The sequence below is a fragment of the Chryseobacterium sp. OSA05B genome (assembly GCF_019970065.1).
GTDB lineage: Bacteria > Bacteroidota > Bacteroidia > Flavobacteriales > Weeksellaceae > Chryseobacterium.
Map to the genome: position 1 here is coordinate 136673 of NZ_JAHXYH010000005.1, position 21499 is coordinate 158171.

At 37.7% G+C, this 21499-nt stretch carries 19 protein-coding genes and 1 riboswitch; of the genes, 4 read left to right on the forward strand and 15 right to left on the reverse strand.

What is annotated here, in order from left to right:
• Positions 1 to 56: 56 nt before the first annotated feature.
• A complete protein-coding gene (locus LC419_RS18740; protein ID WP_223608787.1) occupies positions 57 to 1595 on the reverse strand; it encodes an NAD(P)-binding domain-containing protein in 1539 nt (512 codons plus the stop codon).
• Positions 1592 to 2593 (reverse strand): alpha/beta fold hydrolase, encoded by a 1002-nt coding sequence (locus LC419_RS18745; protein WP_223608788.1) that lies wholly within the window; start codon positions 2591 to 2593, stop codon positions 1592 to 1594. Before LC419_RS18745 ends, LC419_RS18740 begins: the two co-directional genes overlap by 4 nt.
• A gap of 61 nt (positions 2594 to 2654) precedes the next feature.
• A riboswitch (SAM riboswitch) is annotated at positions 2655 to 2761 on the reverse strand.
• Between the two features lie 187 nt (positions 2762 to 2948).
• On the opposite strand from LC419_RS18745, the gene LC419_RS18750 reads away from it, so the two are divergent.
• A complete protein-coding gene (locus LC419_RS18750; protein ID WP_223608789.1) occupies positions 2949 to 5564 on the forward strand; it encodes a glucosidase in 2616 nt (871 codons plus the stop codon).
• A 53-nt stretch (positions 5565 to 5617) separates the two neighbouring features.
• Here the strand turns inward: LC419_RS18750 and LC419_RS18755 are convergent, their stop codons facing one another.
• The 7 genes from LC419_RS18755 to LC419_RS18785 all read right to left on the reverse strand — a co-directional run bounded on the left by LC419_RS18755 (position 5618) and on the right by LC419_RS18785 (position 12682).
• A complete protein-coding gene (locus LC419_RS18755) occupies positions 5618 to 6037 on the reverse strand; it encodes an OsmC family protein (RefSeq protein ID WP_223608790.1) in 420 nt (139 codons plus the stop codon).
• 74 nt (positions 6038 to 6111) lie between these two features.
• Positions 6112 to 7434 (reverse strand): DUF58 domain-containing protein, encoded by a 1323-nt coding sequence (locus LC419_RS18760; RefSeq protein ID WP_223608791.1) that lies wholly within the window; start codon positions 7432 to 7434, stop codon positions 6112 to 6114.
• A 91-nt stretch (positions 7435 to 7525) separates the two neighbouring features.
• Positions 7526 to 8557 (reverse strand): MoxR family ATPase, encoded by a 1032-nt coding sequence (locus LC419_RS18765; protein WP_223608792.1) that lies wholly within the window; start codon positions 8555 to 8557, stop codon positions 7526 to 7528.
• 233 nt (positions 8558 to 8790) lie between these two features.
• Positions 8791 to 9948 (reverse strand): hypothetical protein, encoded by a 1158-nt coding sequence (locus tag LC419_RS18770; protein WP_223608793.1) that lies wholly within the window; start codon positions 9946 to 9948, stop codon positions 8791 to 8793.
• Between the two features lie 14 nt (positions 9949 to 9962).
• Positions 9963 to 10760, reverse strand: a complete 798-nt coding sequence (locus tag LC419_RS18775) for a DUF4129 domain-containing protein (RefSeq protein ID WP_223608794.1) — start codon at positions 10758 to 10760, stop codon at positions 9963 to 9965.
• On the reverse strand, positions 10753 to 11715 hold the full coding sequence (locus LC419_RS18780) for a DUF4013 domain-containing protein (protein WP_223608795.1): 963 nt from the start codon (positions 11713 to 11715) through the stop codon (positions 10753 to 10755). The genes LC419_RS18775 and LC419_RS18780 overlap by 8 nt, the downstream gene beginning before the upstream one ends.
• Positions 11699 to 12682, reverse strand: a complete 984-nt coding sequence (locus tag LC419_RS18785) for a stage II sporulation protein M (RefSeq protein WP_223608796.1) — start codon at positions 12680 to 12682, stop codon at positions 11699 to 11701. Before LC419_RS18785 ends, LC419_RS18780 begins: the two co-directional genes overlap by 17 nt.
• A gap of 27 nt (positions 12683 to 12709) precedes the next feature.
• Between LC419_RS18785 and LC419_RS18790 the strand changes: the two genes are divergently transcribed.
• The gene (locus LC419_RS18790) at positions 12710 to 13459 is read left to right on the forward strand and encodes an RDD family protein (RefSeq protein WP_223608797.1); all 750 of its coding nucleotides are present in this window, start codon (positions 12710 to 12712) and stop codon (positions 13457 to 13459) included.
• Positions 13460 to 13687: 228 nt separating this feature from the next.
• The gene (locus LC419_RS18795) at positions 13688 to 13978 is read left to right on the forward strand and encodes a GNAT family N-acetyltransferase (RefSeq protein ID WP_223608798.1); all 291 of its coding nucleotides are present in this window, start codon (positions 13688 to 13690) and stop codon (positions 13976 to 13978) included.
• Here the strand turns inward: LC419_RS18795 and LC419_RS18800 are convergent.
• The 5 genes from LC419_RS18800 to smpB all read right to left on the reverse strand — a co-directional run bounded on the left by LC419_RS18800 (position 13967) and on the right by smpB (position 18697).
• Complete coding sequence (locus tag LC419_RS18800; protein ID WP_223608799.1) at positions 13967 to 14938, reverse strand: glycosyltransferase family protein; 972 nt, start codon at positions 14936 to 14938, stop codon at positions 13967 to 13969. The genes LC419_RS18795 and LC419_RS18800 overlap by 12 nt on opposite strands.
• Entirely contained in the window at positions 14939 to 15766 is an 828-nt protein-coding gene (locus LC419_RS18805) for a UDP-2,3-diacylglucosamine diphosphatase (RefSeq protein WP_223608800.1), read from the reverse strand.
• A 57-nt stretch (positions 15767 to 15823) separates the two neighbouring features.
• Positions 15824 to 16564, reverse strand: coding sequence for a YebC/PmpR family DNA-binding transcriptional regulator (locus LC419_RS18810; protein ID WP_223608801.1), 741 nt, complete (start codon positions 16562 to 16564; stop codon positions 15824 to 15826).
• Positions 16565 to 16658: 94 nt separating this feature from the next.
• Positions 16659 to 18161 carry an OmpA family protein gene (locus tag LC419_RS18815; protein ID WP_223608802.1) on the reverse strand — a complete coding sequence of 501 codons (1503 nt, stop codon included), beginning with the start codon at positions 18159 to 18161 and terminating at the stop codon, positions 16659 to 16661.
• A gap of 77 nt (positions 18162 to 18238) precedes the next feature.
• Positions 18239 to 18697: an SsrA-binding protein SmpB gene (gene smpB, locus LC419_RS18820; protein WP_223608803.1), complete on the reverse strand. Its 459-nt coding sequence runs from the start codon at positions 18695 to 18697 to the stop codon at positions 18239 to 18241.
• Positions 18698 to 18918: 221 nt separating this feature from the next.
• Between smpB and LC419_RS18825 the strand changes: the two genes are divergently transcribed.
• Positions 18919 to 20541: an ABC-F family ATP-binding cassette domain-containing protein gene (locus LC419_RS18825; RefSeq protein ID WP_223608804.1), complete on the forward strand. Its 1623-nt coding sequence runs from the start codon at positions 18919 to 18921 to the stop codon at positions 20539 to 20541.
• An 87-nt stretch (positions 20542 to 20628) separates the two neighbouring features.
• Here LC419_RS18825 and LC419_RS18830 read toward each other — a convergent pair whose 3' ends face one another.
• The gene (locus LC419_RS18830) at positions 20629 to 21441 is read right to left on the reverse strand and encodes a M48 family metallopeptidase (RefSeq protein WP_223608805.1); all 813 of its coding nucleotides are present in this window, start codon (positions 21439 to 21441) and stop codon (positions 20629 to 20631) included.
• Between the last annotated feature and the right edge of the window lie 58 nt (positions 21442 to 21499).

A 21499-nucleotide genomic window follows, 5' to 3' on the forward strand; every position in this document is an offset into this window, starting at 1 on the left:
ACAATGTACCAATGATTGCTAGACTGTTACATTGCTATATTTTTACATTATTAATATTATTTAGTTTCACTTACTCTTAAGATATCACCGAAAACGCCTCTTGCGGTTACCTGAGCTCCGGCACCGGCTCCCATGATGACAATTGGGTTTTCACCATAACTTTCTGTGTAGATTTCAAAGATGGAATCTGAGCCTTTCAGCTGTCCTAAAGCAGAACTTCCCGGTACGGAAACCAGTTTTACATCCAGCTGGCCTTTCTCTTTCTGAAGATCTCCATGAAGATCTCCTACATAACGAAGCACGTGGCCCGGTTCCTGCTCTTCTTTGATTTTCTTATATTCTTCATCCAGTTCATCCAGTCTTGAGATAAATTCATTTTTATCAACAGCCAAAAGGTCTTCGGGAATTAAATTCTGAATGTTGATATCCTGGAATTCATTGATCAGGTCTAATTCTCTGGCGAGAATCAGAAGCTTTCTTGCTACATCGTTTCCGGAAAGGTCTTCACGTGGATCCGGTTCTGTATATCCTTTTTCCATTGCTTCTCCGATAATGGTTGAAAACTTATCGTTTCTCACAGAGAAATTATTGAAGATATAGCTTAATGAACCGGAGAATACTCCTTTGATTCGGGTAATATTTTCTCCTGAGAGGTGTAATAATTTGATGGTATCAATTAATGGAAGTCCCGCTCCTACATTGGTTTCATACAGATAGCGTCTGTTATTTTTGCTCAACGTATATCTTAGTTTACGGTATTCTTCTATTGGAAGAGTGTTGAAAATTTTGTTAGAAGAAACAAGGTCAAACCCATTTTCAGCCAGCGCGTGATAGTTTTTCACAAAATCTTTGCTCGCTGTGTTGTCTACTACGATAAGATTTTCCAGCTGATTTTCTTTTGAGAAGTTGATCAGTTCTTCAACATTTGAAGGGTGTTCTGCCGTTAAAACTTCATCATTCCAATTTGCATCAAAACCTTTTTTATTGAATGCAATTTTTCTTGAATTTGCTACTGCAACTACTTTAAGATCTATCTTTTTACGTCTTTTAATTTCTTCCGAAGACCGTAAAACCTGTTCTATTAAAGTCTTTCCTACATTTCCGTGACCAATAATCGCCAGATGAACAGTTTTTGGCTTTTTGAAAATTTCGGATTCGATAACATTCTTGGTCTTCTCATCCTGTGAAGAGGTCACTACGATATTGACTCTGTTTTCTCCTGCAACTTGATTTAATAAAAGCGGGAAAACATTGTTTCTTGCCAGTTCTGTTAAAACTTTATTGAAATCTTCCGCTACAAAACCAAGGACGGAAACATTATTAATGCTATAGATCTGAGAAACTTTTCCTGATTTTCTTTCTGCTTCAAATTCATCAATCAGGCAGGCCACTGCTTTTTCTGCATCAGCTTCATTGACCAGAATAGAAAGCCCGTTTTCAATAGCCTGCTGGGAGATTACTCCTACACTGATTCGCGCTAACGTAAGCGCTTTAAAAATTCTTCCGTCGATTCCTATTTCCCCTAGGAAATCTTCTCCTTCAAACTTGATGATCGATCTGTTTTTTAAAAACTTTATTTCGTTCGCATTTTTCATCTGTTCTTTACTTTTTGTTTGTTATTATCAGATGGAATTTCGCTTTCGCTTCTGTTCATTCTGAAAATATTGTTGATGATATTATTTAATTGTTCGTATTCCATTAAGAAGGCATCATGCCCGTGAATTGACTGTATTTCATGATAGAAAACCTCTTTATTTTTCTCTTTCAACTGTTCAAAGCACATTCGAATTTCTGAAGCCGGAAAAAATAAATCTGTATCTACAGCGATCAGGTGCATTCGTGCGCTGATTTTTTCCAGCTGGTTTTCATAGGTATTGATATTCATAAGGAGATGGTTCATCAGCTTGTAAGATTTTAAACTAAATCTATCGTTTAATGAATTTCCGTGATAAATGAGCCAGTCTTCTGACTCCAATCGCTTGCTTTCCTGATGGTATCTGTTTTGAAATCTGTCGTTTAGGGACTGTGGAGTTCTGTAACACAACATGGCGTGTATTCTCGCTTTCTGCAGGGGTTCATCGTTTCCGTTTAATAGAAATTTCTGAATCAAGCACTGCGCGTGAAGCCAGTCGTGGGTTCTGAAGTCGCAGGCAATCGGGATAAAAACCTCTGCAAGCTCTGGCTTCTTGGCAAGCATTTCCCAGGCGATTCCTCCTCCGAGAGAGCCTCCAATAATGGCATATAAATTTTTGATATGTAAAGCTTCGAGTCCTTTCAGAAATATTTCAGCAATATCTGAAGGCGTGAAGTCTTCGTAGTCGTCAATTAAAAAATGATCAAATCCGTTTCCGGGAATATTGAAACAGAGAACTGTGTATTGATTCGTATCGATCACCTGATTTTCACCAATCAGTTGTTTCCACCATCCTTTTTCTCCGGAAACATTTGAATTCCCGGTTAAGGCATGATTGATCAATATAACAGGTGCTGTAAACAGGTCTTTCCCGAAGATCTGATAAGTCAACGGGATATGGTATTCCTTTTGGGAATAAGTCTGATACGAAAGATTTATATAGTTTAGTTCTGTTTTCAATTCTATTATTATTTTAATACAATTGAAAATGCCACAGGAAATGGCTGAAAAGAACTTCAGTAAGTTATCTGTCCAAAATAAATTGGTAGAACGTAGCACCTTCTCTGTTTGCACAAAGGGTTGCTAAGGTTTCATAGGGTCTAATCCCTCAACCTTTCTTGATAACATTTTCAATATTTGAATGAACGCTCTGCAAAGATATGTCTTTTCTTTTAAATTAAAAAAGAAAAAATATTTAATATTTAAAAAGTCTCTAACCATAACTGTTTCAAGGCTGTGTTAAGAATTCTTCAGATGAAAGGAATTGGAATTATTTTTCAAAAAAACTAACTTCGTATTGAAAAAATGATGAAATATGACTGTTGAAAAAGAAAGATTACAAGATACCCAATGGAAAAACTGGGGCCCATACGTCAGTAACCGCCAGTGGGGAAATGTTCGTGAAGACTACAGCCCGAACGGAAATGCCTGGCACTACGCGAATCACAATAATGCCGAAAGCTACGCTTACCGATGGGGAGAAGAAGGTATCGCAGGAATCTCTGATGTGAAGCAGATTTTCTGTTTTGCTTTTGCATTCTGGAACAAAAAAGATAAAATAGTAAAAGAACGTTTCTTCGGACTGAGCAATCCTCAGGGGAATCACGGAGAAGATATTAAAGAAATCTTTTATTACCTGGATAATACACCTACTCACAGCTATATGAAGATGGTGTATAAATATCCGATCAATGCATTTCCTTATGATGATCTCGTTGCTGAAAACGGCAGACGCAGCAAAAAGGAACCTGAATATGAAATTTTTGATACGGGAATTTTCGACAATGATGAGTATTTCGATATTTTCATTGAATACTGTAAGGCAGATCACAATGATATTCTGGCAAGGGTAACGGTTCATAACAGAAGCCGTCAGGAGGCTCCGATCGTGATTGCTCCGACAGCATGGTTCAGGAATAACTGGAAATGGGGTTATAATACCTACAAAGCCCAATTGAATGCTTCGTACGACGGATGCATTGATATCAATCACGACAGTATTTCGATCAAAAAGCTGTATTCAAGAAATCTGGCTGCCAAAAGTGCTTTCTGCGAAAATGAAACAAACACACCGAAATTATATGGTACGCCGTACACCGGGAATACTTATTTTAAGGATGGAATCAATGATCATATTATTTACGGAAGCAATACGGTGAATCCGGAAAAAAGAGGGACTAAGGCTTCATTTATTATTGATGAGGTCATCGGAGCAGGACAGTCAAAAACTTTTGATTTCAGATTATGCCCAGATGAGCTTGATGAACCTTTTGAAAAATTTGACGAAATTTTCGCAGCAAGAACTGCCGAAACCAATGAGTTTTACAAAGAAATTCAGAGTGAAACCACCAACGAAGATGAAAGAAATGTACAGAGACAGGCTTTTGCAGGGCTTTTATGGAATAAGCAGTTTTATCACTATAACGTTGGAAAATGGCTGAAAGGTGATCCCAATCATCAGGCTCCGAGAAATTTCAATGATTATGTAAGAAACACGGAATGGAATCATCTTCACAATAAAGATATCATCTCTATGCCCGATAAATGGGAGTATCCATGGTATGCAACCTGGGATCTGGCATTTCACTGCGTGCCTTTTTCCATCATTGACGGTGAATTTGCAAAGGGACAGCTTCTACTGTTAACGAAAGAATGGTATATGCACCCTAACGGCCAGCTTCCTGCCTATGAATGGAATCTGAGCGATGTGAATCCGCCGGTCCATGCATGGTCTTGCTTCAGGGTTTTTAAAATTGATGAAAAGCAGAATGGTAAACCTGACCTTTTATTTCTCGAGAAAGTTTTCCAGAAACTTCTCCTGAATTTCACATGGTGGGTGAACCGAAAGGACCAAAGCGGTAATAATATTTTTGGCGGCGGTTTCCTTGGACTGGATAATATCGGAGCTTTCGACCGGAATATGGAACTGAAAGATGGCCAGCATCTGGAACAAGCCGACGGAACCAGCTGGATGGCTATGTACGCGCTTAATATGATGCGAATTGCCATGGAACTTGCGCAGTATTATCAGGTGTATGAGGATATGGCGATCAAGTTTTTTGAGCATTATCTGTATATCGCGGAAGCCATGGAGAATCTGGGAGATGGCAAAGACGGCTTATGGAATGAGGAAGACGGCTTTTTCTATGATGTGCTGCAGCTTGGTAACGGAGAAAGCGTTTCTCTGAAATTAAGAAGTATTGTAGGGCTGATTCCTATGTTTGCCGTTGAAATCATAGATCACAAATTACTGGATAAGATGCCCAATTTTCAGGCAAGAATGGAATGGGTTTTAAAGAATAAACCTGAGCTTACAAAGCTTGTTTCCCACTGGGACGAGGAAGGGCAGGGCAGAAAACACCTGATGAGTATTCTGCGTAAGAACAGATTGACGAAGGTGTTGAGGAGAATGCTTGATGAAAATGAATTTTTGAGTTCTTACGGAATCCGGGCTATGTCAAAAGTATATGAGGAAAATCCGTTCGTATTCTCAGTTCACGGTACAGAAAATGTGGTTTATTATACTCCTGCAGAAAGCGACAGCCGAATGTTCGGAGGAAACAGTAACTGGCGCGGCCCCATTTGGTTCCCGATCAATTTCCTGATTGTGGAAAGTTTACAGCGTTTCCATTTTTATTATGGCAACAGCTTAAAAGTTGAATTCCCGACGGGAAGCGGTGAGAAAAAGAATCTTGATGAAGTGGCTCAGAATATCAGCCGCAGACTCTGTTCGTTATTTTTAAAAGATGAAGACGGACAAAGACCTTTTAATGGAGGAAATGCCAAGTTTAATTACGATGAACATTTCAGGGACTATATCACCTTCTTTGAATATTTCCATGGAGACAACGGCCGTGGCGTAGGCGCTTCCCATCAGACAGGGTGGACGGCAACGGTAGCCAAACTTATGAAACCAAGATTAACAGTATAAAGGCAGCGGCCGGCCCGAATGGGCCGGCCGCTTATAATCAATTAAAAAAATATTTAAACTTTCTCTCCGTTCACAAGAACTTCGTATCCGATTTCTACATTCGGTTCTAAAGTTTTTGACACGGAACAGTATTTCTCAAAAGATAACTGAGCAGCTTTTAATGCTTTTTTAGGGTCAATATTTCCTTCCAGAAGAAACCTCACCTTAATAGATTTAAAAGGTTTTGCATCTTCTACCGGAACTCTCTCCCCTTCCACTTCTGCCTGAAAACCTGTGATTTCCTGACGTTGTTTTTTCAGGATAGCTACAACATCTATTCCGCTGCAGCCGGCAACAGCCATCAACACGCTTTCCATCGGAGAAACGCCTTTAGCTCCGGGCTGTGAGGTATTGTCTAAGAGAATTGAATTTCCCTGTGAATTGGTACACTCAAATAAAAAATCGTCGTTAATTCTGTTTAGTGTTATTTTCATTTTCGAATTTTGTTGTAAGATTCTTCGGCTCTCTGAACAGAACCGGAGTGATTAGATTTATGATCAATGCAAAATTATAAAATTCCCCGCGCTTTTATCTCAAGATATTTATTGATAACGTCGATATTTAAATTCTCAGGTAAGGTATACACCGTGTAAATCCCATATTTCCTTAGTTCCTGAATGATCAGCTTCTTTTCAAACTCAAATTTTTCTGCCACGATTTCATCGTAAATCTCCTGCATATTTTCAGGATTTTTCTGAATAAGGGTCTGCAGTTCTGAGTTTTTGAAAAATACAACCACCAAAAGATGGTTTTTGGCTATTCCGCGGAGGTATTTCAACTGACGGTTTAATCCATCAAGCGTTTCAAAATTGGTAAACAGCAGGACAAGACTTCGCTGGTTCAGAGAATATTTCACATCCTGATAAAGGCGGTTGAAATCACTTTCAAAAAAGTCTGTTTTAATGTTATACAAAGCTTCTGAGATCTTTCTCAGCTGCCCCGATTTATTTTCCGCAGCGACTTTATTTTCTGTCTTTTTAGAGAAGGTCATCATTCCGGCACGGTCCCCTTTCTTAAGGATAATATGAGACAGAGCCATGGCAGCATTAATAGAATAATCCAGCAGGCTCAGCCCGTTGAAAGGCATTTTCATGGTCCTCCCTTTATCGATCAGGATAAAAATTCGCTGTGATCTTTCATCCTGAAACTGATTCACCATTAATCGGTTGGTCTTAGACGTAGCTTTCCAATTGATGGTTCTTATATCATCTCCGGGAACATATTCTTTGATCTGCTCAAATTCCATAGTATGCCCCAATTTTCTGATCTTCTTGATTCCACCAAGCATAAATTCACTCTGCAGTGCCATCAGTTCATATTTTCTGAGGTGTACAAAAGACGGATAAGAGGGCAGGATTGCATCTTTCTGGAAATTAAATCTCTTTGAAACGAATCCTAATGGTGAAGAAACATACACATTCAGGTTTCCGAAACTGTACTCTCCCCTTTCTTTGGGTTCCAGACTGTACTGGAAATAGGTATTTCTACCGGGTTCTATGTTTTTTTTAATTAAAAAATCCCTTTTCTGAAACTGAAACGGAATCTCATCGATAATCTTTGTGCTGATCTTAAAACTGTAATTATTTTTAATATCAATCTTCACAAAATTTTCATCCCCGTTCGATAGTTTTTCCGGAAGTATTCTCTGGGCAAGTACTCCTTTTTTCTGATTAAACAACAAAAGATAATCGATCATTGCGGCCAGAACGCAGATGAGAAGCATAATATGCGCTGCCCACATCAGAACCGGAAAGAAAAAAGCAAGGACATACAGTACCCCCACTCCAATGAGCGAAAAGAAAAATCGTGTATTGATGTATAGGTTTTTCATTTTTTTAAGGGATTAGGGGATAGGATTTAGGAACTAGGGACTCAACTCCGATAAATAATACCTGTTTGACCTAAACCCTAATCCCTACGATCTACCTGGGAATCTCTATTCCCTCTAAGATCTGACGTATAATTTCATCTGCCGTTAAGCCTTCCATTTCGCGTTCAGGAGAAACGATTACTCTGTGTCTTAATACTGCGTAGCTTGCTTCTTTGATATCTTCAGGGGTTACAAAGTCTCTTCCTCTCATGGCTGCGAACGATTTTGAAGCTGTAAGCAATGCCAGGGAAGCTCTTGGAGAAGCTCCCAGATACAGAAATTGGTTTTCTCTTGTATTGACGATGATTTTCGCAATATATTCCATCAGCTGGGCTTCTACAATAATCTCTTTTACCAGATTCTGATAGCTTTTTAATTGCTCTGCAGTAATAACACGGTTTACTCCTTCTGTTTTGTCTTCTTTTCCAATTTCGTGCTGATTTCTGATGATGGCGATCTCCTGTTCAAGATTCGGATATCCTACATTGATTTTGAACAGAAAACGATCCAGCTGGGCTTCGGGAAGCCTGTAAGTTCCTTCATGCTCTATTGGGTTTTGGGTAGCCACTACCAGGAATGGCTCATCCATTATATAGCGGATTCCATCCATTGTGATCTGTCTTTCTTCCATGACCTCAAACAAAGCTGCCTGAGTTTTCGCCGGGGATCTGTTGATCTCGTCAATTAATATAAAACTGGAAAAGATCGGGCCTTTTTTAAATTCAAATTCAGAGTTTTTTACACTGAAAACTGAAGTTCCCAAAATATCAGAAGGCATAAGATCCGGTGTAAACTGGATTCTGCTGAAGCCTACATCTATTGTTTTGGCAAGTAGCTTTGCCGTAATGGTCTTCGCCACTCCCGGAACTCCTTCAATCAGGACATGCCCGTTTGATAGAAGCGCCGCAATAAGATGCTCGATCATGCTTTCCTGACCGACAATTACTTTCGCTATTTCAGCTTTTACTTTTTCTAAGCTGGCACGAAGCTCAATCATATCAATTCTCGACTGAAACTGATCTTCTTTTTTATTTAGATTTATAGAACTTTGATTTTCTAAGTTTTGATTTTCAAGGTTTTCCATAATTTTCTATCTGTGGTTTTTAGTCTATGAGGTCTAATCTATCTGGGTTTAATCTATCGGACTTCATCCGATTTTTTGTTAAATCGTCCTGTTGGGACTCTTACTTCTTTTATAATCTAACAATGTATCAGTCTGGCAGTTTACCAATATGCATTGTTACATTGTTACATTGTTACATTGTTACATTGTTACATTGTTACATTGTTACATTGTTAAATTGTTAAATTGTTACACTACTTCAAAATGTCATCAAGAAGCTTGTTCATCCTGGCTAGGTCTTCTTTCATGACGTTGGCATAAGGATCCTGACCTTTTTTAATTAGGGCTATGGCTTCATTGATCATTTCCAGTGTTTTCCCTGTTTTCAGGTGAAGTTTTTTAGCAAATTCTTCATCCAGATATTGGGTATCGATCAGGAAATCCATTCTTACTTTATTCAGGAAATATTGGCCTTTCTTAGCCATCATATCGTGAAAATCTCCTTCCTGAAGGTAAAGATTTCCAATGCTTTTTACAAAATCCAGGGAAGTATTTTTCAGTGGCTCTACAACAGGTACGATCCGTTGTTTTCTTTTGGCATTAAAGAAAATGAACAGGACAAGCCCTCCCAAAAGCACCCACCAGGCATACTTCAATGCCGGATTGGAAAGTACAAACCTCATAAAGAAGCGTGAAACTTTGGTGTCATTTTCCACAAACCAGATGGTTTCCCTATCCTGAAGATACGAAAAAACATCCTGAGTGTATTTTACACTTCCCGGTTTCAACAGGTAATAATTAGTAAGGAATAGCGGTTCACTGTGCACATAGATTGTTCCTTTTCCAAAGCTGATTTTAATAAAATTAGCCTGATATGAATTATCTTTTTCCACGGTTTTACCCAGTACTTCCACTTTAGGTTTGATGTATGAAAATCCTCTGCCGGATGGAAATTTATCCAGTTTAATAAAATCGTTCTGATATTCCTTATCCGTAAGCTTCAATACATTTTCCTCTGCAAAAGAAATATCCGCGCTATGGTAGCCGATGGTGTCTGAAATATCTTTCGGAACACGGCTCACAAGAATCATTGCATCCGAACCGTTTGACACCTGATCCAGGATTTTTTTCCAAGACTGCTTATCCAGTTCCTTTTCAATGACCACGATATTGTGCACTTCTTTTTTGTTCCTGCTGTAATAGTCGTAAGGTGCTTCTTCTATTTTTCTCAGGTTATTTTTAAAAAGGTCTTTGGCCTCATTATTAAAAACGAACAGACCGAAAGGAGATTTCTCATTGATGTTGAAATTCTTACGCCAGCTTATTCTTTCTGTTTTATTGACTTCAAGCAACGCCAGAATAACCATCACAACGATGAATATCACAGCATATATTTTGAAGGTTTTTTTCATGATTAATAGTTTAATTAAGGCTTAAATGCCTGATACTGGTTTTTAAATTTCAGATAGCTTTCTTCATCAATACTGAATTCTCCGTACCAAACATAATCAAAGATGTAAGAAAGGTCTGAAAATTTACTTTTCAAATTGCCGTCTTTCAGTTCCGCAACATAGTCTTTATTGGTCTTTTCGGGATTCCAGTTGATTTGTTTTTTATCACTCAGTTTTTTAAGGATAAACAGAAACTGATAACGGACTGCCGAACGGTGATCTCCTTTCCTTTCAAATTGGGTTATACTTTCCGGGAAATTGATTTCATGGATGTTCTCATGAAGCTCTTCCGCATTGATGTGTATTTTTTTATTTTTCTTTCCGAAGAACAGATTTCCATCTTTCCCAAGAAGAAATTTAATGATAAAATAAAGAAGAAATCCTACCAGAATAATGGCAAACAGGCGGATCAAAACTGTGGTTATTTTTGCGGAATTATTAAAAACGGTTTCTCCGAAAATGCTTTGTAAAAACCGGTCAATCCTGCGCATCAGCTTTTGGAAGAAAGACTCTTTCGGTTTGGATACCGAATAATCAAATTCATTTCCTTTATATCTGGACTGAATATTTTCCTTGAACTTTTTCGGGTAGAGGGTATTTTCTGAAACCGGTTTCAGGATCAGCACAGAATCTGCACGGAGCATATTCCTGTAATGTCCCGTTCCTAAGGAATCTATGATATAATCTTCCACCGTTTCACCTCCATCCTCATCCTGTGCATAAACAGGACAAATGGAGAAAAAGATCAGCAGAAAAAGTAGGAATTTATTCATTAATACCGATAGTTTCTATCTCTTCAAGTTCAATTTTTGTGTGAAGGTCTGTTCTGCTGTCATAATACATCAGCCCCGCATTGATGAACATCAGATTGTAAAGTATGAATGTTGCCAATATAGAAATCCCATAAAATAAAAATAATAAAATCCCCATTGCTCCCGTAAAAGGATTCTCTTCAAAATTCCCATCTGGAGCAGAGGTGAGAATGGACCCGTACATAAATATTATTGGAACAAATGTAAATACAGACGTTATCATGTACATAATGATGAACATAATAATGGATGCTCCCCAATACTTCCAGTAGGGAGATTTTTCATTTCCATTCGGATAGGAAAACTGGGATCTTATGGAATAACTTAAGCTTTCAAAAAAGCCCCGTTTTGTATTGAAATAATCGTACATCAAAAATGCCGAAACATTGAATGCCGTAGGATACACAAGCAGAATCAGGAAAAATCCTATAAAGATCAGCAGCAGCAGATAAGAAAATCCAAGGACAATCATAATCACCGGAAGCACGATCAACAGCATTCCGAGGCTCATTTTGAAGATTCGTCCTGCATTGGTTTTGAAATCACTAAGGATCTCATCTGTTTTTACCTTTTGAGCTCCTTCAGCGATTCTTTTCATATAAAAAACAGGATACAGGTAATTGACAATCCCCAGAAGGACAAAAAGCACAAAAACCAATATTCCCACTATCGTAAGCATTCCGGCATTATCTGAAAAATATTTCTCAAAGTAATAACTTTCACCACTGAGATTACCCCCAATCAATTGTCCGAAAATTTCTCTGAACCCAAAAATCACCACAGCGATTGTCAAGATTAACAGCAGCCCGTTGATCAGGATATAATTCTTAAAATAATTTTTTCCGTATAGTTTGAAAAAATTAAAGCTGTCACTGATGAAAGCTCCAAATTCTCTTTTTTTATAAAACTGCATCATTGGTGTGGGTATTAATTTTTTTATAAACCAGTGAAGGATAAACGAAATAGTAAAATCCTATAATGGCCAGTGAGGTGATGATTATTGTTAAATTGACAACCAATGGCATTCTTAAAGCATGTCTTGTGACATACCCTTCAATAATTCCCGCGCAAATGGTAAACGGAATGGTACTCAGGAAAATTTTAAACGAATCTTTAAAACCTGTTTTAAAAGAATTAAATCTTGAAAACGTTCTCGGAAACAGGATACTTGCTCCAAGAATCAATCCGCACATTGCTTCAACCACCATCGCAAAGATCTCAAAAACACCGTGAAGCCATATTCCTCTTGCACTGTCTTTCAAAGCTCCGTAATCATAGAAAAAATACTGGAAAGAACCTAGCATGACACTGTTCGAAAGCAACGCATACAATGTCCCCACTCCTCCCGTGACTCCATAAATGTATAATCTGGCACCAACTCTGATATTATTGAAAATGATCCCAATGGTACTTCCCCATGTGGAACCGCTCTGATAAACGCCTACAGCATTTCCTTTTTTAATATTTTCTATGGTTTCGTTCACATATTCCTCACCAAGAATAATATTGGCAAAATCTTTATCGTACGCTCCGGAAAGCACTCCTATCGCCGTAAAAAGAATGAAAAACAGAAAAGCATACAAAAGATATCTTCTGTACTGATGGACCAGCAAGGGAACTTCTGTTTTGAAGAAATAAATCAGCCTGTTCTCCTCTACTCTTTTGGTTTTGTAAATTTTCTGGAACATCTGCGAGGACAAATGATTCAGATAAACCGTAGTATTGCTTTTAGGATAATAGGACTGAGCAAATGAAAGATCATTGATCAGGTTGATGTACAGCGAAGACAGGTCATCAGGATTTTTTTTTACTTTCCCTTGAATAACCTGTTCAATTCCCAACCATTTTTCTTTATTTTGTTTAATGAAATAAACTTCTCTCATAATTGTAAGGCTAAAATAATAAAAATTATGTCTCAAATTGCGATAAATACCTCACAAAATGTAAATATTAACTTTAATATTGCAAGTGTCGGAGAAAGAATGCTTGCCTTCATTATCGATTTCCTGATCAAGGTGGCTTATGTCATTATTGTCCTCTACCTTTTCTTCAACATTTTTGATCTTGGGTATTTATTGGATGGGCTGGATCAATGGTCCATCATGGCTGTTTACATTATGCTTACTTTTCCGGTTTACATTTATCCTGTAGTTCTGGAAAGCCTTATGGAGGGACAGACTCCCGGAAAAAAACTGATGAAGATCCGCGTTGTGAAAATTGACGGCTATCAGGCCAGCTTTGGGGACTATCTGATCCGATGGATGTTCCGCCTGATCGATACAACTGCTGCCGGTGTCGTAGGTTTAATCTCAATGATTGTTTCTAAAAATAATCAGCGTCTGGGTGATATTGCTTCCGGTACCGCTGTGATTTCTCTTAAGAACAACATCAATATTTCTCACACGATCCTGGAAAATATTACTGAAGATTATATTCCATCGTTCCCTCAGGTCATTGCCCTAAGCGACAATGATATGAGGATTATTAAAGATAATTACACCAAAGCGCTGAAAGTAGACGACCGCCAGATCATCAGCAAACTTTCGGATAAAATCAAAGGGATTTTAAAACTGGAAATTGATTCGAAGAAGATGACGGAAAGACAGTTTATCAATGTGGTGATCAAGGATTATAATTACTATACGGGGAAGGAGAACTGATGAGAATGTCAATAGTCAATTTCGGTGCGCGAGTGAATGGTCAATAGTCAATTAATAATATTACAGAAAAATTAGTTCTTGAGTTTAATCGAGTTAAAAATTGACTGCGAAGCAAATTCACAATTCACAATTGACTTTCCCCCATTACTCATTACCTATTATTCATTACTTATCCCCAAAATCCCTGTCGGTGCAATTTTTGTATCTTTAAATATAAACCTTAACATTATGAAATTTGAGAACAATAAATCAGGAAATGGTGGCGTATTTATGCTGAATAACGAAACCAAAGAAGTAGGAAGATTGACGTATACTATTTTCCCTGAGGACAGTAAATTTATTATTTCATTCGTACTCGTACACCCTGAATTTGAAGGTCGTGGAATGGGAAAGTATCTGGTAGAAGAGGCGATAAAATTTGCAAGAGAAAACAACTGGAAGGTTTATCCTCACTGTTCTTATGCACGAGCCGTAATGACCAGGATGAGTGATGTAGATGATATTTTTTTAAAGAGCTAAAACATCTTTCACCAGAATCTCCTCAATATCATCCGGATAATCTACCTGTAAGTGATGATCTGAAGCAACCCATTCCATAATTTCCTGAAGTTTTAATGCTTTGGAATTCGGAATACCCATCAGATCCAGAGCACAGGCGTTGCATTCCTGCTCATATTGGTTATGAATCGGGATCACAAAGAGTTTTTTATCCATGAAAAGGGCTTCTGCGGGAGTTTCAAAACCTGCATTGCAAAGGATTCCGTCACAGCTTTCAAAATATTTCAGATACTGCATCTCGTCGATAGGGAAAACTTCTACGTTTTTCACCTTCACCTGTACTTTGCTGTGTTTTGAAAATACTTTCCATTGTACCGGAATCTGTTTCAGAACCTTGATGATATTTTCGTCTGCAAAACTTGGAAGATAAACGAGATAATAGCCTTTTTTCTCAGGATTAAGGTTGCGGATTTTATGTCTGATCACAGGTTTTTTGATCTGCGGATGATAATTCTCAAAGTGGAAACCTATTTTTCTTTCGCTCGGAACATAGTATTTCAGGATCAGTTCACCCAGAAAATCTTTATGTTTTGGCTTCGGTGTTTCAGCAAAACTCATGGAAGCCTGATGACTCAGTTCGATCATCGGCAGCTTTTTTAATTTCCCTGCCCATCCGGTAAGCGGTTCATAATCATTGATGATCAGATCATATTGTGAAAGCTCCAATTCCCTAATTGTTTTTGCCGCTTCAAGAAATTTATTCTCTGTAAACGTTTTGCGATAGGATAAACCGCCTGTTTTGTTGTAAAGAAGAGAAATGCCTCTGTATTGATAATTAATGTCAAAATCGGCCTTTAATTGCGACTGATGGCCACTGATCAACGTATCTACCGAAGCATATTTTTTGAGGATAGGAATAATTTCCTGTGCTCTGGCAACATGACCGTTCCCTGTTCCTTGAAATGCATACAAAACCTTCATTTAAGAAAAATTAGTTACTATTTTCAGAAGTTCGGAGCTGTCCATATCCTGGATTTCTTCTGCTTCGTCATCTTTAAGTGAATCTTTGTGATCGTCGTAATAAAAGATTTTCCATTCCTTATCGTGGTATTCAAGAGCCGAAAGGTTTTCGATCCAGTCTCCGGAATTCAGATAGGTACATGATCCTTTTTTATTGATAACTTCACGGATCTGAGGCTGATGGATATGTCCGCAGATTACATAATCATAGTGGTTGTCGATGGCCAGTTCGGAAGCAGTCAGTTCAAAATCTCCGATATACTTTACTGCTTTCTTTACATTGTTTTTGATCTTTTTGGAAAATGAATATTTTTCTCTGCCCATTTTCTCCAGAAACCAATTGACAACGTTATTGATGACAATCAGGAGATCATAGCCTTTTCCACCCAGCTTTGCAATCCATTTAGAATGCTGTACCGATGCATCGAAAACATCGCCGTGAAATATCCAGGTTTTCTTTTGATCGATATCAAGACAGATCTTATTGCATACCTTCAGTTTTCCCAGTTCGAAATCCGTAAACTTCCGGAACATCTCATCATGGTTACCCGTAATGTAGTAGACCTGTGTATTTTTATTGGTAGCAAATGAAAGGATCTTTTTAATCACTTTCAAATGAGGTTTAGGGAAGTAAGACTTTTTAAACTGCCAGATATCGATAATATCACCGTTCAAAACTAATGTTTTTGGCTGGATAGAATTGAGATACCGTAACAGCTCTTTAGCCTTACATCCATAAGTTCCCAAATGAACATCCGATATGACAACCAACTCAACGTTTCTTTTCATAGTTTTATACAAAGAAACTAATTGAAAGTTAACTGTATATGAATGCTATATTATTTTTTACAGTGAGTTCATCAACTCTTCTGTGATTTCCATATTGTGATACACGTTCTGCACATCGTCATCATCTTCGAAACGCTCCAGCATTTTCATATTCGCTTTGAACTGTTCTGCATTTACTTCTTTGATATTGTTTGGAATTCTCTGAAGTTCTGCGCTTTTTGCTTCAATTTTCAATTCATCCAGTTTATGTGACAATGAACCAAAGTCTTCAAAAGCTGTCGTAATCATTACTTCCTCTTCATCTTTTTCCACATCTTCTGCACCTCCGTCAATCATTTCCATTTCGAAATCATCCCAATCCATTTTGATCTGAGATAAATCAAGGTTGAAAATACCTTTTCTGTCGAAGATAAAAGCCAGTTCTCCATTTTTACCCAAGTTACCATCAAATTTATTGAAGATCGCTCTTACGTTGGCTACGGTTCTTGTTGGATTATTGGTTGTACATTCCACAAAGAATGCTACTCCACCTTGTCCGTATCCTTCATAGGTAATTTCTTCATAGTTTTCAGCATCAGCACCACCTGCTTTTTTGATGGCTCTTTCTACGTTGTCTTTAGGCATGTTTGCACCCTTAGCATTTTGGATACATCTTCTTAAAGCCGGGTTGGCTTCAGGATCTGTTCCTCCGGCTTTTACAGCCAATGCAATGTCTTTACCTATCTTAGAAAAAGTTTTGGCCATTTTATCCCATCTGGCCATTTTAGAAGCTTTTCTATATTCAAATGCTCTTCCCATTTTAATTTTTAAATTTTCAACAAAATTAACTAAAAGTCTACAAAAAAAAAATACCCCCAAAAAATTGGAGGTATTTATTATTTAGAAAAATTAATTATTTTTTCTTTTTAACTACTTTTTTAGCAGGAGCCTTCTTACCTCCTTTTTTTGCAACTTTTTTAGTAGCTTTTTTTGCTGGAGCAACAACATCAGATTTTTGATATTTGTTCCATTCACTGTCATCACCAATGTATCTAACAGTTACTTTTCTATCAGCTTGTCTTTCAGCATCAGATGCAGATTCTGCAATTTTAGCATTTTGCTCTCCAATACCAACTGATTTTAATGCGTTAACATCTACACCTCTCGCATCTAAAGCAGCAACTACAGAAGCAGCTCTTTCTTTAGATAATTTCAAGTTGTAAGCATCACTTCCTTTTTTGTCAGTTTCTCCAACTAATAGGAATCTACCTCCATCTTTCTTAATGATTTCAGAAGCAGTATCTAAAGCTCCTTTAGATTCAGGTCTGATTGTAGCTTTGTTGAAATCAAAGTATACACTCTTAAGATTCTTTTCAACATCAGTAGCTGTTACTTCTTTTGGTTTAGGACATCCGTTGTATTCTGGAAGACCTGGAACAGTAGGACAAGCGTCATCTTTATCTAAGATTCCGTCACCGTCTGTATCTGGCCAAGGACAACCGTTGTTTTCTGCAGGACCTGCAACTGTAGGACAAGCATCATCTTTGTCGATAACACCATCACCATCTGTATCTGGCCAAGGACAACCGTTGTTTTCAACTGGACCAGCTACTTCTGGACATTGATCGTCTTTATCTGGAACTCCGTCACCGTCAGTATCAGGACATCCCTGGAATTCTGGAAGACCTGGAGTATCTGGACAAAGATCGTCTTTATCTAGGATACCATCCTTATCTCTGTCTCTGTTACCGAATCTGAATAAGATCGATGCAGAAGCTTGCCAGAAGTTAGCAACTGTAGATTTATCCCCTGGAGTTGACACATAGTCACCTTGTACACCAAGACCGAAGTTCTTAGTTACCCAGAAGTTAACACCAGCACCTGTAGAAACTGCAAAGTGGTTAGCTTTACCGTTTTCGTTACCACCGTCTCCGTTAGGAACAGATTCACCTTTGTAATCGTTTCTTGGGAAAGTAAGTGCAGTGTAATCATGTCTCAGGTAGTTAGCACCAACTCTTAAATATGGATCGAACCAAGATTCTTCATTCCATAAAAGACCAGCTGCTTTAGCCTGGAAACCAAGACCTGTCATAAGGAAAAATTCTTTCCCCATGTTGAATCTCTTGTTATCTACATTACCTACAGAAGTCTGCCAGTCGATAACTAAACCTTTACCGATGTTTCTAGCAACTGTTAATTTAGATAATGGAGGTGTAATAGAGAAGTTGTTCAAATTGAACATCGTCTTCGTTAAATTATTAGCAGAGAACGTGTTACTGAATCCTGTCTGTGCTGCCTTGTGGTTTTCCGCATGAGCACCAACCCCGATTAACCACGGATTGTTGGTAGTCTGAGCGAACACAGTAGAGGCTACAGTAAGCGCCAATGCTGAAATTCCTAATTTTAGATTTTTCATAGAATTAAATGATTAAATAATTGATAATGCAAAATAAATATAATTTTTCTTTATATACAAAGTTTTTTGAATGATTTTTAACTTTTCTTTAATATTCTATCCAGGTTACGTTTATTTTCTCTATCTTTTATCGCTTCCCTTTTATCAAAGAGTTTTTTCCCTCTGGCAAGCGAAATCAAGACTTTTGCTTTCCCCTTATCTGTGATATATAATTTAAGAGGTATAATTGTGTTCCCTGCATCCTTTAACTTTTTCTCAAGCTTCTGCAATTCTTTTTTGTGCAACAGCAATTTCCGTTCCCTTTTTGTTTTGTGATTGTAAAAAGTTCCCAGTTTATACTCGTCAATCATCATATTAATAATGTATAACTCCCCATCAATAAACTGACAAAAGGATTCTGTGATAGATGCTTTGGATGAACGTAAAGATTTTATTTCTGTTCCCGTCAAAACCATCCCGGCTTCATACTCTTCAAGGATTTCATATTCAAAACGGGCTCTTCTGTTTAATATACTGACTGTTTTCTCGATCTTCATTTTAAAAATTCGTAGTTACCGTGATATATTTGTATAATATATTACGTGATTAATTCATTGGGTTGTCCCATTCTTCATTAAATCATTCCTTCGGGACTCTTCGTGTATTATTTCATTAATGAAATATAGAAAAAATACCTCATATTTAAAAACTTGACTATTACATTATTACGAAATACCCAAATTCTTTTCGTAATTTTGCGCCAAATTTACAAAACTATATGTTAACAGTATCTAACTTATCTTTACAATTCGGGAAAAGAATTCTTTTTGACGAGGTAAATATTATGTTTACCAAAGGAAACTGCTACGGGATTATCGGAGCAAACGGTGCGGGGAAATCTACATTCCTTAAAATATTAACAGGAAAGCAGGATCCAACTACGGGGCATGTATCTTTGGAGCCGGGAAAAAGAATGTCAGTTTTGGAGCAGGATCACTTTGCTTACGATCAATTTACTGTTCTTGAGGCTGTTTTAAGAGGTAATAAAAAATTATACGAAATAAAAGAAGAGATGGATTCTTTATATGCTAAAGAAGACTTCTCTGATGAAGATGGAATTAAAGCGGGTGAGCTTGGGGTAATCTATGATGAGATGGGCGGATGGACTGCAGAATCTGATGCACAGACGATGCTTTCAAACGTTGGGATAAAAGACGGTATGCACTGGCAGATGATGAGCGAGCTTGAAAATCAGGACAAAGTAAAAGTTCTTTTGGCACAGGCTCTTTTTGGAAATCCTGATGTACTGATTCTGGATGAACCTACGAATGACCTTGATATTGAAACTATCGCCTGGTTAGAAAATTTCCTTGCAGATTATGAAAACACAGTGATCGTGGTTTCTCACGACCGTCACTTCTTAGATACGGTTTGTACACACATCGGAGATTTAGATTACGCGAAACTTAACCTTTACACAGGTAACTATACTTTCTGGTATCAGGCTTCTCAGCTTGCAACAAGACAAAGAGCTCAGGCTAATAAAAAAGCAGAGGAAAAGAAGAAAGAACTTCAGGACTTCATCGCAAGATTCAGCTCCAACGTTGCAAAAGCTAAACAGGCCACAGCAAGAAAAAAAATGATCGATAAATTAAACATCGATGATATTAAACCATCTTCAAGAAGATACCCTGCTATTATTTTCGAAATGGAAAGAGAAGCCGGAGATCAAATCTTAGATGTAAAAGGTCTTGAAAAAACAAAAGATGGAGAATTGTTATTCTCAAACATCGACTTAAACCTTAAAAAAGGAGATAAAGTTGCTGTTCTTTCTAAAAGCTCTTTAGCCATCACAGAATTTTTCGAAATTCTTGCCGGAAATGTTCAGGCAGATCAGGGAACAGTTGCTTGGGGAGTGACTACAAACCAATCTCATATGCCATTGGATAATACAAAATTCTTCCAAGATGATATCAGCCTGGTAGATTGGTTGAGACAATTCACTAAAAACGACGAAGAGCGTCACGAGGAGTTCGTAAGAGGATTCTTAGGAAGAATGCTTTTCTCAGGTGATGAAGCTTTAAAATCTTGTAAAGTACTTTCAGGAGGTGAGAAAATGAGATGTATGTTCAGTAGAATGATGCTTCAGAAAGCCAACGTTCTTTTATTAGACGAACCTACCAACCACTTAGACCTTGAAAGTATCACAACATTGAACAACTCATTGTCTAACTTCAAAGGAAATCTTCTGTTAGCCTCTCATGACCACGAAATGCTTCAGACGGTCTGTAACAGAATCATCGAGTTGACTCCTACAGGAATCATTGACAGAGAAATGACTTACGATGAATATCTTGCTGACAAAAAAGTAAAAGAAATCAGAGAAAAAATGTATTCTTAATTTTTTAAGATTACGTTCAACTCCCCATAAAGAAAATTCCTCAAAGACAACTTTGAGGAATTTCTATTTAAATGAAGATTGAATTAATTATTTGGTAAGCTTCGTTTTAGGAAGAGCTATCGTTCCCGGGTCTTTCCATAAACCGTCTTTTTCTGCTCTCTTCTTAATAGCCTGAGCTCTTTTTTCACTGTCAGGGTGAGAGTTGAACATTTTTTGAAAACCGGTCTGAGTACTTCCTTCAGAAAGCAGAGCCAGTTTCTTGAATGCTGAATACGCTCCCACTACATTATAGCTATTCGCTTTCATAAAGTCATAAGAATATGTATCTGCTTCAGATTCCTGTTTTTTGCTGTGAGAAGCATCCAGGAATTCATTGGCCATTTTTCCTACCTGGCTTTCACTAAGTGCTGCTACCGTTCCTGATGCTGATGATGCCGCATCTAGTGCCGCTGCCTTTAAATAAGCAGATTTAATAGCATCTTTAGTGTCCTGGTTTTTCACATGCCCGATCTCGTGTCCGATTACTGCCAACAGTTCTTCATCCGTCATGATATCCATTAACGAAGAAAATACACGTACACTTCCGTCTGCACAAGCAAAAGCATTGATATCCTTCACTTTATAAACCTTGTAGTTCAGGGTAAGTCCGTCCTGAGATTTGTGTTTTCCGAAAAGTTTGTTAAGTCTTACAGTATAAGGATCTTTTGGACCCGCAACCTCGTTGTTTTTGTCCATCCAATCCACAGATTCCTTAGACAGTTTTACTGCGTCTTCATTGGTAAAAGTAAGCGCCTTTGCTCCTTTCGAAACAATACCTGCAGCTTTTCCAAGATTGATTTTCTGTGCTGATACAGCATTCATAGCCCCTAAGAATAAAAGGCAGAGAGTCATTTTTTTCATAATCATTTTTAATTTGGACCGCGAAGATAGATAATTTTTTTTAACATTCAGTAAGTCA

Bases quoted from the DNA above. Each gene is read 5' to 3' on its own strand.
- LC419_RS18740 (WP_223608787.1), bottom strand. From the start codon at position 1,595: ATGAAAAATGCGAACGAAATAAAGTTTTTAAAAAACAGATCGATCATC.
- LC419_RS18750 (WP_223608789.1), top strand. From the start codon at position 2,949: ATGACTGTTGAAAAAGAAAGATTACAAGATACCCAATGGAAAAACTGG.
- LC419_RS18755 (WP_223608790.1), bottom strand. From the start codon at position 6,037: ATGAAAATAACACTAAACAGAATTAACGACGATTTTTTATTTGAGTGT.
- LC419_RS18760 (WP_223608791.1), bottom strand. From the start codon at position 7,434: ATGAAAAACCTATACATCAATACACGATTTTTCTTTTCGCTCATTGGA.
- LC419_RS18765 (WP_223608792.1), bottom strand. From the start codon at position 8,557: ATGGAAAACCTTGAAAATCAAAACTTAGAAAATCAAAGTTCTATAAAT.
- LC419_RS18770 (WP_223608793.1), bottom strand. From the start codon at position 9,948: ATGAAAAAAACCTTCAAAATATATGCTGTGATATTCATCGTTGTGATG.
- LC419_RS18775 (WP_223608794.1), bottom strand. From the start codon at position 10,760: ATGAATAAATTCCTACTTTTTCTGCTGATCTTTTTCTCCATTTGTCCT.
- LC419_RS18780 (WP_223608795.1), bottom strand. From the start codon at position 11,715: ATGATGCAGTTTTATAAAAAAAGAGAATTTGGAGCTTTCATCAGTGAC.
- LC419_RS18785 (WP_223608796.1), bottom strand. From the start codon at position 12,682: ATGAGAGAAGTTTATTTCATTAAACAAAATAAAGAAAAATGGTTGGGA.
- LC419_RS18790 (WP_223608797.1), top strand. From the start codon at position 12,710: ATGTCTCAAATTGCGATAAATACCTCACAAAATGTAAATATTAACTTT.
- LC419_RS18795 (WP_223608798.1), top strand. From the start codon at position 13,688: ATGAAATTTGAGAACAATAAATCAGGAAATGGTGGCGTATTTATGCTG.
- LC419_RS18800 (WP_223608799.1), bottom strand. From the start codon at position 14,938: ATGAAGGTTTTGTATGCATTTCAAGGAACAGGGAACGGTCATGTTGCC.
- LC419_RS18805 (WP_223608800.1), bottom strand. From the start codon at position 15,766: ATGAAAAGAAACGTTGAGTTGGTTGTCATATCGGATGTTCATTTGGGA.
- LC419_RS18810 (WP_223608801.1), bottom strand. From the start codon at position 16,564: ATGGGAAGAGCATTTGAATATAGAAAAGCTTCTAAAATGGCCAGATGG.
- LC419_RS18815 (WP_223608802.1), bottom strand. From the start codon at position 18,161: ATGAAAAATCTAAAATTAGGAATTTCAGCATTGGCGCTTACTGTAGCC.
- smpB (WP_223608803.1), bottom strand. From the start codon at position 18,697: ATGAAGATCGAGAAAACAGTCAGTATATTAAACAGAAGAGCCCGTTTT.
- LC419_RS18825 (WP_223608804.1), top strand. From the start codon at position 18,919: ATGTTAACAGTATCTAACTTATCTTTACAATTCGGGAAAAGAATTCTT.
- LC419_RS18830 (WP_223608805.1), bottom strand. From the start codon at position 21,441: ATGAAAAAAATGACTCTCTGCCTTTTATTCTTAGGGGCTATGAATGCT.